Annotated in this window: 13 protein-coding genes and 2 pseudogenes; 11 read left to right on the top strand and 4 right to left on the bottom strand. The window is 72.6% G+C overall.

Annotation, left to right across the window (positions count from 1 at the left end):
* The 3 genes and pseudogenes from EYA84_RS18025 to EYA84_RS18015 all read right to left on the bottom strand — a co-directional run.
* Window positions 1–589: pseudogene (locus EYA84_RS18025) on the bottom strand (hypothetical protein); the annotation flags it as partial.
* A gap of 109 nt (window positions 590–698) precedes the next feature.
* A complete protein-coding gene (locus EYA84_RS18020) occupies window positions 699–1,061 on the bottom strand; it encodes a hypothetical protein (protein WP_093409867.1) in 363 nt (120 codons plus the stop codon).
* A 13-nt stretch (window positions 1,062–1,074) separates the two neighbouring features.
* Window positions 1,075–1,392 carry a hypothetical protein gene (locus EYA84_RS18015; RefSeq protein WP_131054228.1) on the bottom strand — a complete coding sequence of 106 codons (318 nt, stop codon included), beginning with the start codon at window positions 1,390–1,392 and terminating at the stop codon, window positions 1,075–1,077.
* 345 nt (window positions 1,393–1,737) lie between these two features.
* Here EYA84_RS18015 and folP point away from each other — a divergent pair, with 345 nt between their 5' ends.
* The 7 genes from folP to EYA84_RS17980 all read left to right on the top strand — a co-directional run bounded on the left by folP (window position 1,738) and on the right by EYA84_RS17980 (window position 6,416).
* Entirely contained in the window at window positions 1,738–2,634 is an 897-nt protein-coding gene (folP, locus tag EYA84_RS18010; RefSeq protein WP_131054227.1) for a dihydropteroate synthase, read from the top strand.
* The gene (gene folB / locus EYA84_RS18005; RefSeq protein ID WP_131054226.1) at window positions 2,631–2,996 is read left to right on the top strand and encodes a dihydroneopterin aldolase; all 366 of its coding nucleotides are present in this window, start codon (window positions 2,631–2,633) and stop codon (window positions 2,994–2,996) included. The genes folP and folB overlap by 4 nt, the downstream gene beginning before the upstream one ends.
* On the top strand, window positions 2,993–3,520 hold the full coding sequence (gene folK / locus EYA84_RS18000; protein WP_131054225.1) for a 2-amino-4-hydroxy-6-hydroxymethyldihydropteridine diphosphokinase: 528 nt from the start codon (window positions 2,993–2,995) through the stop codon (window positions 3,518–3,520). Before folB ends, folK begins: the two co-directional genes overlap by 4 nt.
* 133 nt (window positions 3,521–3,653) lie before the next feature.
* Window positions 3,654–4,139 carry a DUF3180 domain-containing protein gene (locus tag EYA84_RS17995; protein ID WP_394347584.1) on the top strand — a complete coding sequence of 162 codons (486 nt, stop codon included), beginning with the start codon at window positions 3,654–3,656 and terminating at the stop codon, window positions 4,137–4,139.
* Between the two features lie 110 nt (window positions 4,140–4,249).
* The gene (locus EYA84_RS17990) at window positions 4,250–5,461 is read left to right on the top strand and encodes an ABC transporter permease (protein ID WP_131054223.1); all 1,212 of its coding nucleotides are present in this window, start codon (window positions 4,250–4,252) and stop codon (window positions 5,459–5,461) included.
* Window positions 5,462–5,524: 63 nt separating this feature from the next.
* Window positions 5,525–5,830: a hypothetical protein gene (locus EYA84_RS17985; protein ID WP_131054222.1), complete on the top strand. Its 306-nt coding sequence runs from the start codon at window positions 5,525–5,527 to the stop codon at window positions 5,828–5,830.
* A 94-nt stretch (window positions 5,831–5,924) separates the two neighbouring features.
* Window positions 5,925–6,416: a hypothetical protein gene (locus tag EYA84_RS17980; protein ID WP_131054221.1), complete on the top strand. Its 492-nt coding sequence runs from the start codon at window positions 5,925–5,927 to the stop codon at window positions 6,414–6,416.
* A gap of 73 nt (window positions 6,417–6,489) precedes the next feature.
* On the opposite strand, the gene EYA84_RS17975 is transcribed toward EYA84_RS17980, so the two are convergent.
* Complete coding sequence (locus EYA84_RS17975; RefSeq protein ID WP_131054220.1) at window positions 6,490–7,485, bottom strand: ABC transporter ATP-binding protein; 996 nt, start codon at window positions 7,483–7,485, stop codon at window positions 6,490–6,492.
* A gap of 2 nt (window positions 7,486–7,487) precedes the next feature.
* Between EYA84_RS17975 and EYA84_RS17970 the strand changes: the two genes are divergently transcribed.
* From EYA84_RS17970 to EYA84_RS17955, 4 genes and pseudogenes are all read left to right on the top strand, one after another.
* A complete protein-coding gene (locus EYA84_RS17970; RefSeq protein ID WP_131054219.1) occupies window positions 7,488–8,174 on the top strand; it encodes an ABC transporter permease in 687 nt (228 codons plus the stop codon).
* Window positions 8,175–8,211: 37 nt separating this feature from the next.
* Window positions 8,212–8,934 (top strand): ABC transporter permease, encoded by a 723-nt coding sequence (locus EYA84_RS17965; protein ID WP_131054218.1) that lies wholly within the window; start codon window positions 8,212–8,214, stop codon window positions 8,932–8,934.
* Between the two features lie 200 nt (window positions 8,935–9,134).
* Window positions 9,135–10,133, top strand: coding sequence for a glycine betaine ABC transporter substrate-binding protein (locus tag EYA84_RS17960; RefSeq protein ID WP_131054217.1), 999 nt, complete (start codon window positions 9,135–9,137; stop codon window positions 10,131–10,133).
* A gap of 154 nt (window positions 10,134–10,287) precedes the next feature.
* Window positions 10,288–10,665: pseudogene (locus EYA84_RS17955) on the top strand (hypothetical protein); the annotation flags it as partial.

The raw sequence follows: 10,665 nt of genomic DNA, 5'->3' as shown, positions 1-10,665 counted from the left end.
GCTCGGCACGGGTCGGCTGGTCGTCGACGGGCGGGCGGGCGTTCGGGAGCCGGTCGGGGGCCGGTGCCGGCGGCCGTGCCGGAGGTGGAGGCGGCGGCACGGCGGGTGCGGTGACCACGGGAGGCTCGACGGCCGGTCGGGCGACGGCGGGGGCCGGGCCGGTGGCCTGCGCGGGCAGGTGCGGTGTGGCCGGCCGCTGGGTCACCGGCGTCGGCGGTACGACCGGTGGGGGTGGCGGGGGCAGTGCCTGTTGCGGCACGCTCCGCCCGGAAAGGGCGTTGCCGCGCTGGGCGGAACCCGGCCGGGCGTAGGTGCCGCCGAACAGGTCCAGGAAGGGCGAGTCGATGTCGGCCCCGTCGCGGGGTGCCGGGGGTGGCGGCGCGGGTTCGGCCGCCACCGACAGGCGCTGCGGGGGGCGGGGAGCCTGGAAGACGCCGACGCCACCGTGGCCGGGGGTGGTGGCGAGCGCCGGATCGAGGTCGGCCTCGTCGAGCTCACCGGCCTGCGGGTAGTCGAATGATCGCGCACGGTTACCGTGTGGTGCGGCCGGACGCCCGGCCGGGGAACCCGGCGTGGGGGAGGGGCTCATGCGACCGCCCTGCCCGCGTCCGTGGTGGCCGTCGGGAGGCCGTGTGTCGTCTCGGCGGCACCGGGACGGCCCGGCAACCTGTGGGACGGCCGGTACGGCGTGCAGCCGGTCATGCGAGTTCCTCCCGGATCCTGATCCTGCTGCCGACCAGGCGCGGATCGCGCTGCTCGGCGGCCGGCTCCCGGGTGCGTCGCCAGTCGGTCAGCGCGGTACGGATCACCATGCGCGCCGGCCGATCCGGGTCGACGTACCGGAAGACGAACGAGGTGGTCACGATGGCGAGGGCGATCTCCCAGGCGGGGAAGAGCTCGACCTGCAACGTGAACAACCAGTGGATGAACATGTAGAGGGGAACGAGCAGCATGAACAGCCCGTACTGGGCGTACGGCAGGTGGACCGGAAGGGTGTAGCCGGGCGGCCCGAGATAGACCAGGCGGGCCCGGTAGATGTCGTCGTCGGTGCGCAGCCGCATGTCGAGCCCGCGCCTATTCGAAGATCAGGTTGATCAGGAAGTCGCCGATGAAGAAGAGGGTGGCGGCTCCGGCGATGAAGGCCAGCCCGACGATCGCGATGGCGGAGCTGGTCAACACCTTGGAGATCTCGCCCCGGCTGGCACGGCCGATGAAGATGACACCCAGGACGGCGAGCAGGATCGGCGCGATCTTGCTGGCGAAGAAGGTGACGACGCCTTCGGTGTTGATCCCGGTCGGCTCGTCGGCAGCGAGCGGGATCGACGACGCCACAGTGGAGAGCAGGTGGGCGGCGTTGCTCGACGCCGCTTCCATCAGCTCGATGGCGATCACTGGAACCTCCCCAAGTCGCGGCCGGCGGTGCCGCGGTGGTGCAGTAGGCAAGCCTTGCGGGATGGGTGCTCGGTCGGCACAGCGCCCGAGACCCTGTGTGTGTCACTCGCCACGGAAAGTGGCGATTTTTGGGCGAATTACCCCGCTTCGGCCCTCCTCTTCACGCCTCGCCATCTCGATGCTGGGCAATTCCACAGCGTACGGGCCGCCCCCCTTTGCGACAAGCCGCGAAGAGTCTGCCCGAAGCTGCCCGGACGACCGATCGTACACGCGTTCTAATCGCCTTGTCAGTGCCCGGATCGCGGGCCTGCTCAGGGCGGTGGAACGGACCGGTACCGTCTAGTCGTGACCGATCTGGTACGGGCCTCGGCCCCGGTGGTGATGGGCGTTCTGAACGTCACGCCCGACTCGTTCTCCGACGGCGGACGCTACGCCGACGTCGCCGCGGCCGTCGCACACGGCGTCCGGCTGCGTGCCGACGGAGCGGCGTTGGTGGATGTCGGTGGAGAGTCGACACGGCCCGGCGCCGACCGGGTGGACGCCGAGACGGAGAGCGCCCGGGTGCTGCCGGTGGTCCGGGAGCTGACCGCGGCCGGCGTACCGGTCAGCATCGACACCACCCGGGCCCGGGTCGCCGAGGCGGCACTGGCCGCCGGGGCGGTGGTGGTCAACGACGTCTCCGGCGGCCTGGCCGATCCGGACATGGCCCGCGTGGTCCGGGACGCCGACTGCCCCTGGGTGCTGATGCACTGGCGCGGTCACTCCCGACGGATGAGCGAACTGGCCAGTTACCGGGACGTGGTCGCCGAGGTCCGCGCCGAACTGGGCGAGCGGGTGGCGGCGGCGCTCGCCGTCGGGGTGTCCGAGAACCGACTGATCATCGACCCGGGCCTGGGCTTCGCCAAGACGGCGGCGCACAACTGGCAGCTCAGCACCCGGCTGCCGGAACTGCTCGACCTCGGCTGTCCGCTGTTGTTCGCCGCGAGCCGCAAGTCCTACCTCGGCCAGTTGCTGGCCGGACCGGACGGCACCCCGCGACCCACCGGCGGTCGGGAGGCGGCCACCGTCGCCACCAGCCTGCTCGCGATCGCCGCCGGTGCCTGGGGGGTACGCGTGCACGACGTCCGCGCCACCGTGGACGCGCTCGCGGTCTGGCAGGCCACCGGCGCTCCCCGGCTCGGCGGCACGCCGGAGAGTCGACCGTCCGTCAGGGCGGGCAGCGACCGGCAGGTCCGGCGATGACCGACCGGATCGCGCTGACCGGCCTGCGGGCCCACGGCCGGCACGGCGTGTACGACTTCGAGCGCGCCCGGGGGCAGGAGTTCGTCGTCGACGTCGTCCTGGAGCTGGATCTGGGCCCCGCCGCGCGCTCCGACGACGTCGCCGACACGGTGCACTACGGCGAGCTGGCCGACGGCCTCGTCGCGGTGATCACCGGCGAGCCGGTCGACCTGATCGAGTCGCTGGCCGACCGCCTGATCGAGGTCTGCCTGACCGATCCACGGGTGTCCGCCGCGACGGTGACCGTGCACAAACCCGAGGCGCCGATCCCGCACGCCTTCGGCGACGTGGCCGTGACGATGCGCCGGACGCGTACCCGATGACGCGGGCGGTGCTCTCCCTGGGCAGCAACCTGGGTGACCGCCTCGACCACCTGCGTACCGCCGTGGCCACGCTCGGCGAGAGCGTGCTGATGGTCTCCGGGGTGTACGAGACGCCGCCCTGGGGTGACACCGCGCAGCCGGCGTACCTGAACGCGGTGGCGCTGGTCGGTGACCCGGCCGCCGGGCCGGACGACTGGCTGGCGCGGGCCCGGAGCGCCGAGCGGGCCGCCGGGCGGGTCCGTGACCCGCAACGGCGGTTCGGTCCCCGCACGCTCGACGTCGACGTGATCGCGGTCTGGGGCGACGACGGTGAGCCGGTGCTCCGCGACGACCCCGAGCTGACGCTGCCGCATCCCCGGGCCCATCTGCGCGCCTTCGTGCTGCGGCCGTGGATCGACATCCAGCCCTACGGCCGGTTGCCCGGACACGGCTGGCTGACCGATCTGCTCACCGCCGGGCCACTCGACGCCGAGGTCGCGGAACTGAGCCCACGGCCGGATCTGACGTTAGAGTCGACGCCATGAGAGAGCGCAGCGGAGTCGACACGGGCGAGTACGGCGGGTCGGCCGTCAGGCGCGGCGCCGCAGCCCTGGTCGGCGCGCGGCGTGACGGCGGGCCGGCATGACGCGGTCCACGCCCCCCGACGACGAGTCGCGGATGGGTCCCACCCGGATCTCGACCCTGGTGGTCGCCGCCCTGGCCGCGGCTGCGGCCACCTGGCTGCTGATCAGCAGCTTCTACTACAGCGGGTTGCCGCCGCTGCCCTGGCTGCCGGTGGTGACCCTGGCCGGGCTCGCCGTGCTGGAGGCGTACGCGGCGGTCAACACCCGTGGTCGCATCGACCGCCGACCCGGCCGTGACCCGGTCAACCCGTTGCTGGTCGCCCGCTTCGTGGTGCTGGCCAAGGCGTCCGCCCTGGTCGGGGCGATCTTCGCCGGGGCGTACGCCGGGCTGGTGGGTTGGTTGCTGGTGCAGAGCACCCGGGCTGCGGGATCGGATCGGCCGGCGGCGATCGCCGGGCTGGTGGCCTCGGTCGCGCTGGTGGCCGCCGCGCTCTGGCTGGAGCGGTCCTGCCGGGTCCCGGAGCGGCCGGAGGACGAGCAGGAGCCCGACGACTGGGAGAGTCGCCCTCCTCGACGGTGAACGCGGGGTTACGCCCGGCTCCGCCACGCGGGTACGGTGCCAGCGACCAGAAGTGACGGTCACCGCCGGTGCGTCGATGGGTTCCCGGCGGCTGCTGGGAGGCAACGATCATGGCGTACGACGACCCGGGCCGGAGTCAACTCCCGGAACCGACCTCCGCCGCCTCCGTCGCGGTGACGGAGCCCGGTCCCGACGATCCGCAGTGCGAGACCGGCCCGGACCGCTTCGGTGTGCACATCGTCTGGGAGACGCTCCTGCTGTTCGGCTTCGGTGCGCTGGTCTACCTGGTCTGGCGGGAGGACCCGGCGATCCTGCGGGGCGGTGGGCTGCGCGTACTCATCGTCGAGGTGGTGGCCCTCGGCCTGTTGGCGCTGGCCGCCGGGCTGAGCCTGCGGACGGCCGCGGTGAACCTGGCGATCGGGCCGGTGGCGGTCGCGGCCGGGCTGCACTTCGCCGAGCAGTCGGACCGGGGCCTGGTCGAGGCCGTCGGGCTGGCCTGTGGCGTGGCCGCCCTCGGTGGACTGCTGCTGGGACTGCTCGTGGTGGTGCTGCACGTGCCCGGCTGGGCGGCCAGCCTGGCGGGTGCGGCCGGTGTGATCGTCTACATCGAGCAGCGCTCCGCACCGGTGCTGGTGCAGGGGGACTTCGACCCGCGTGGCGTCGCCGGCCAGCTCTTCGTCGGCTTCGCCGCGATCGCGGTGTTCGGCGCGTTGTTCGGAGCGCTGGGACCGGTCCGCCGGCTGGTCGGCCGGTTCCGCCCGGTCGCCGACCCGGCCCGGCGGCGGGGGACGGCCGCCGCCGTCGTCACCACCCTGGGGTACGTCTTCTCCACCGTCCTGGCGATGCTCGCGGGTGCGCTCGTCGCCTCCGCCGAGGGGGCGGTGACCCCGGCGACCGGGCTGGACTGGACGGTGCTGGCGGTGGGCGCGGCCGTGCTCGCCGGAACCAGCGCCTTCGGGCTGCGCGGCGGGGTGTTCGGAACGCTGCTGACGGCCGGTGCGATCGGCCTGTTCCTCGCGTACGCCCAGACCCGTGGCTGGACGGTCAGCCGGTGGGCGGTCGGCGGAGTGGTGTTGGCCGTCGGTCTGGTGGTCACCCGGCTGGTCGAGGCGTACGGGCGGCCCGCGCCGCTGTTCACGGCCGCACCGCCGCCCCCGCCGCCGGACGCCACCAACGGCGGCGGCTGGACGTTGCCACGACCGGAGCCGGTCGGTGACTGGCCGCCCATGCCTCCGGCGCAGTCGCCGACGAGCACGACCGACCCGTGGGGGCCCCGCCGCTGGGAGACCGGCCCGCGCCCCTGGGACGCCGAGGACCGGTGACGGACCGTCGGTCCCGCGCGCCGTCGACGCGCCGAATGTGATCTCGGCGGTTAGGCTCGGTTCATGACCGACACATCATCGATCTCCGGCGGCCGGTCGTTCGAGGAGTTGGACGCCCTCTCCACCGAGGAGCTGCGCGAGCAGGCGTTCGCGCTCGCCCGGGAGAACCGGGACGTGAAGTTCTTCTGGTCGGTGCTGCGCCGTCTGCCGAACGCGGACGAGGCCGCCGCGCTGGACGGCGCGCCGAACTCGGTGGGGCCGACGATCGATGAGGCCGCCGCGCTGTGGCGGGAGATGACCGGTCACGGCTATGAGGAGTCCGCTCCGCTGCTGCGTGCCGCCTTCATCGACTACCTGATGAAGCACTGACCGGCCGGGTCGGTACCCACCGCCGAACGGGGCGTACCCCCATAAAACGCGCCTCGCGTTTGCCCGTGTCGATGTGCTGGGAACTAGCGGGGCCATGGCTCTCACCAATCGATACAAGTCCGCACCGGGCGCCGGCACGCTCGCCGCGCTCATCATGGTCCTGGTCTTCGGCAGCCCCTGGTACGCCGACTGGGCACGGGACAACACCGACCCGGACAGCGCCGGCGGCTGGTTCCTGAGACTTCTCGCCTGGCCGGCCTGGCGGTTCGACTCCTCCGACTCGATCCAGGAGATCTTCGCCGCCGACCTGAAGGCGATTCTCGTGGTCGTGATGACCTTCGTCTTCCTCTACCTCCTGCCGGGCTCGCAGCTCGCCCGGGCCCGGGGCACGCTCAGCCAGTTCTTCGCCGGCTGGGCGGCGTTCGTCTTCGCGGGCGCCTTCGCGGCCCTGCTCACCGCGCTGATCCGCACCAACCCGTCGCTGCTCGGCGCCTTCCAGGCCGCCGGCGACGGTGCCGAGTACGGGTTGTTCACCGGCTGGATCATCGGCATCGCCACCCTCGGTGGCTACCGGGGACGCCGCTGACCTGCTCGACGACCGCGACCGGGCCTGCCGCATCGGCGGGCCCGGTTTCGCGTCGACCGAGGTGCGGCGTGGCTCAGCCGGTCGGTTCGGCCAGGGTGAGGACGCGTTCCCGGCTGAGCAACCCGACCGGGCGACCGTCCTCGGTGACGAGGGCCCGACCCTGCGTCGAGGTGAGCAGCACCGCCAACGCGTCGTACGCCGAACCGCCCAGCGGCACCGAGGGCAGTTCCGCCGTGCCGTCGGCGGGCAGCGGTTCGAGCACCTCCCGGGTCAGCGGGGTCACCGCCAACCGCCGGATGCCCCGGTCGGCGCCGACGAACTCGCGGACGAACGGGGTGGCGGGGCTGCCGAGCAGGGCCGCCGGGGTGTCGTACTGCTCCAGGTGGCCGCCCTCGGAGAGCACCGCGATGCGGTCGCCGAGCCGTACCGCCTCGTCCAGGTCGTGGGTGACCAGGACGATGGTCTTGCGGACCTCGGCCTGGAGCCGCAGGAACTCCTCCTGCAACCGGGTTCGCACGATCGGGTCCACGGCGGAGAACGGCTCGTCCATCAGCAGCACCACCGGGTCGGCCGCGAGTGCCCGGGCCACGCCGACCCGCTGCCGTTGACCGCCGGAGAGTTCGTGCGGGTAGCGCCGGCCGAACTGCGCCGGATCGAGGCCGACCAGCTCCAGCAGTTCGTCGACGCGGCGCCGGGCCCGGTCCCGGGGCCAGCCGAGCAGGCGGGGCACGGTGGCCACGTTGGCGGCCACCGTCTGGTGCGGGAACAGGCCGACGTTCTGGATGACGTACCCGATCTGTCGCCGCAGTTTCACCGGGTCGACCCGGGTCACGTCGGACTCGCCGAGCACGATCCGGCCGGCGGTCGGCTCGATCAGGCGGTTGACCATCCGCAACACGGTCGACTTGCCGCACCCGGAGGGCCCGATCAGCACGACCAGCTCACCCGCGTCGATGTGCAGGCTGAGGTCGCGGACGGCCTCGGTACCGTCCGGATACCGCTTGCCGATACCGTCGAGAGTGATCGACGCCGCGCGCCGACCGTCGTCGGTGGCCGGGGTAACGTCCACGTATGTCCTTCCGCCTGAGCTACCGGGCCGACCCGGGTAACCCGTGGTTCTCCTGGCAGTACGTGCGGGACAACTCTGACACGGTGCTGGCCGCCCTGCGGGACCACACCACGCTGACCCTACGGGCGGTGCTGATCGCGGCGCTGATCGCCGTCCCGCTGGCCGTCGTGGCGTACTGGTTCCGGCCGTTGACCGGTCCGATTCTCGCACTCACCGGGGTGCTCTACACCGTCCCGTCCCTGGCGCTGTTCGCGTTCATCGCGCCGTACCTGGGCATCGGGGTGACGACGGTGCTCAGCGTGGTGGTGCTCTACGCGCTGCTGGTGATCGTCCGGAACGCCGTTGCCGGGCTCAACCAGGTGCCGGTCGAGGTACGCGAGGCGGCCGAGGGCATGGGTTACGGCCGCTGGGGCCGACTGCTACGGGTGGAACTGCCGCTGGCCCTGCCCGGCATCCTCACCGGCCTGCGGCTGGCCACGGTCTCCACCGTCGCGCTGGTCACCGTCGGTGTGGTGATCGGGCGCGGCGGCCTCGGGCAGATCATCTTCGCGGGTTTCCAGAACAACTTCTACAAGGCCCAGATCATGACCGGGACGCTGCTCTGCGTGCTGCTGGCGCTGGTGCTCGACCTGTTCCTGGTCGGCGTCGGCCGGCTGCTCACCCCGTGGCTGCGCGGGCGGGTCGGATGAGCGCGGCGGGCGGCCGGCGGACCGGCGGGAGGACGCCATGAATCCCGTGGAGCAGGCGGTGGTCTGGCTCAACGACCCGTTGAACTGGACCAACCCGGGCGGGGCACTGGACCGGCTCGGCGAGCACGTCAGCATGTCGGCCACGGCCGTGCTGCTGGGCTGCCTGGTGGCCTGGCCGCTCGGGCTGTGGCTGGGACACACCGGCCGGGGCGGCGGCGTGGTGGTGCTGGTCTCCAACGTCACCCTGGCGGTGCCCACGCTGGCGCTGTTGACCATCCTGCCGTTGACCTTCCTCGGCTTCGGCCGCCCGGCCGTGGTGGTCGCCCTGGCGGTGTTCGCGGTGCCGCCGCTGCTGGCCAACGCGTACACCGGGGTGCGGCAGGTCGACCCGCAGATCCGGGAGGCGGCCCGGGGGATGGGGATGACCGGCAGGCAGGTGCTGCGTCGGGTCGAGTTGCCGCTCGCGGTGCCCTATCTGGCTGCCGGGTTCCGGACCGCCGCCGTTCAGGTGGTCGCCACGGCGGCCCTGGCGACCTTCGTCAACGGTGGTGGCCTGGGGGAGATCATCCGATTCGGCTTCGGGCTGAGCATCGCGGTCGGCGGGGGACAGATCCTCGCCGGTGGCCTGCTGGTGGCCGCGCTCGCGGTCAGCGTCGAACTGATCTTCGCCGGGGTCGAGCGGATGGTCACGCCCCGCCCGCTGCGTCGCGTCCGGCGTCGGGCCGCACGACGTGCGGCGGACGCGGTCACCGGCACCTGAGTCGCCCTGGAGTCACCGGTCCGGGTGGCCCGTCGCGCCGCCGTCGTGGACGGATGGTGACGTTCCGGTGACGAAGTTCTCTCCGAGTTGTCGGTGCCCGCCACCAGGATGTTGGGTGGGACTGCGGGCGGCTGATGCGGATCGCCCGTCGGACACGCGGCCGGCCCGAGGGGTCGCGCCGGGACACGGAAGGCGGGCACATGCGCGCAGGTAGAAGACTGTCCATCGCGTTCGTCGGCGCGATCGCCGCCGCGGGCGTGCTGGCCGGATGCGGTGAGGCCGGCTCGTCCGGCACCGAGGCGCCGCAGCAGGGGGCCTCGGGGGAGGGCTGCGCACCGGTGGCCGGCGAGCAGCTCATCGCGCTCGACGACGACAAGTCCCTGCAGAACGCGGACAACATCATTCCGGCGATCAACAGCGAGGTGTCCACGCCGCAGCTCGTCGCGGCGCTGGACAAGGTCTCGTCGGTGCTCGACACCCCCAAGCTGGTGCAGCTCAACAAGGCGGTCGACGTGGACCGCAAGAGCGCCCAGGTGGCCGCGCAGGAGTTCGCCACGGCCAACTCGCTTGCCGACGGGGTCGAGCGGGGACCGGGCGGGCGCCTGACCGTGGGTGCCGGCAACTTCACCGAGAGTGAGATCATCGCCGAGCTCTACAAGATCCAGCTGACGGCGGCCGGCTACCAGGTCACCGTCCAGCAGATCGGCAACCGGGAGCTGTACGAGCCGGCGCTGGAGAAGGGCGAGATCCAGGTCGTCCCCGAGTACGCGGCCACCATGGCCGAGTTCCTCAACGGCAAGGCGGGCGGCGGCCAGCCGGTCTCCTCGCCGGACGTGGAAGCCACCGTGACCGCCCTGCGCGGCCTCGGCGAGAAGGCCGGCCTCACCTTCGGTGCCCCGGCCGCCGCCCAGAGCCAGAACGCGTTCGCGGTGACCCAGGAGTTCGCCGACAAGTACGGCGTGCGGACCCTCTCCGAGCTGGCCGAGAAGTGCTCGGGTACGGCCACCGTGCTGGGCGGCCCGCCGGAGTGCCAGGAGCGCCCGTTCTGCAAGCCCGGCCTGGAGGAGAAGTACGGCCTCACGGTCGGTTCGTTCTCGTCCCTCGACGGTGGTGGCCCGCTGACCAAGACCGGTCTGCGTAACGGCACGATCAGTGTCGGGCTGGTCTTCTCCACCGACGCGGCGTACGCGCAGAACTGACCCGTCGACTCCCGGCGCCCTCGGTCGAATCCGGCCGGGGGCGCCGCGTCGTCGCTGGTCCCCGGCAAGTGCCGCGAAATCGGCGCATCGCCCACCGAAAGGTCTTCGGTCGAGCCGTTCCCACCCACCGCAACTCTCGGTAGGGTCAGGACCCATGCCTGCCCCGGTACCCGTCGACGCGCGCAACAAAAAAATGCTGAAAGCGCTCTTCTGGGGCGGTGTGGCGCTGGCCCCCGTCGCGGCGCTGATCCTGCTGGTCGCCGACGGCAACGGCCCGCTCCGCTTCGCCGCGGTGCTGGCCATCATGGCCGTGGTGTTCATCGGCCTCTCCATCGCCTTGCGGACCGAGGGGGACGGGTCGGCGCGCAGCGAGGAGCTGCGCGCGGACCTCGACGAGCTCCGCCGCGAACTGCGGGGCGAGATCGTGGCCGCCGCCCAGCGCGGCAACCAGGCGCTCACCGAGGCCCAACGGGCCCACGAGGCGTTGGCGGGGCTGCGGCGTCGGCTCGACGCGGGCGCCGCCCAGTTGGCC

Origin of the sequence: Verrucosispora sp. SN26_14.1, assembly GCF_004307965.1 — a bacterium.
Taxonomy (GTDB): domain Bacteria; phylum Actinomycetota; class Actinomycetes; order Mycobacteriales; family Micromonosporaceae; genus Micromonospora.
This window is presented reverse-complemented; position numbering and strand designations above follow the sequence as displayed.